Annotated in this window: 2 pseudogenes; both read left to right on the forward strand. The window is 69.3% G+C overall.

Annotated features, from left to right (window positions below):
• Nucleotides 1-336, forward strand: a pseudogene (locus RZR99_RS33025) (MlaD family protein); the annotation flags it as partial.
• A gap of 2 nt (nucleotides 337-338) precedes the next feature.
• Nucleotides 339-577 (forward strand): annotated as a pseudogene (locus tag RZR99_RS33030) (MlaD family protein); the annotation flags it as partial.

The raw sequence follows: 577 nt of genomic DNA on the forward strand, positions 1-577 counted from the left end.
AACTCGCGCTGGTGGCAGGCGAGCGGCGTCGACCTGCGGCTCGATTCGAGCGGCCTCAAGCTCAACACGCAGTCGCTCGCCACGGTGATCCTCGGCGGCATCGCGTTCCAGGCGCCGCCGGACCAGAGCGCCGGCCCGCCCGCGCCGAACAACACGACGTTCCGCCTCGGCTCCGACGAAGGCGATGCGATACGCGATCCGGACGGCCGGCCCGAGCAGGTCGTGATGAACTTCAACCAGTCGCTGCGCGGGCTGGCGGTCGGCGCGCCGGTGGACTTCCGCGGCGTCGTGTTCGGCCAGGTGACGAGCATCGGCATCGACTACGACCCGAAGACCNCGATGCGATACGCGATCCGGACGGCCGGCCCGAGCAGGTCGTGATGAACTTCAACCAGTCGCTGCGCGGGCTGGCGGTCGGCGCGCCGGTGGACTTCCGCGGCGTCGTGTTCGGCCAGGTGACGAGCATCGGCATCGACTACGACCCGAAGACCAAGTCGTTCACGATGCCGGTGACGATGAACGTCTACCCCGAGCGGCTCGGCCGGCGCTTCCGCGAAGCGGTTCAGAGCAAGGGCGA

Origin of the sequence: Burkholderia alba (assembly GCF_034721475.1) — a bacterium.
GTDB lineage: Bacteria > Pseudomonadota > Gammaproteobacteria > Burkholderiales > Burkholderiaceae > Burkholderia > Burkholderia alba.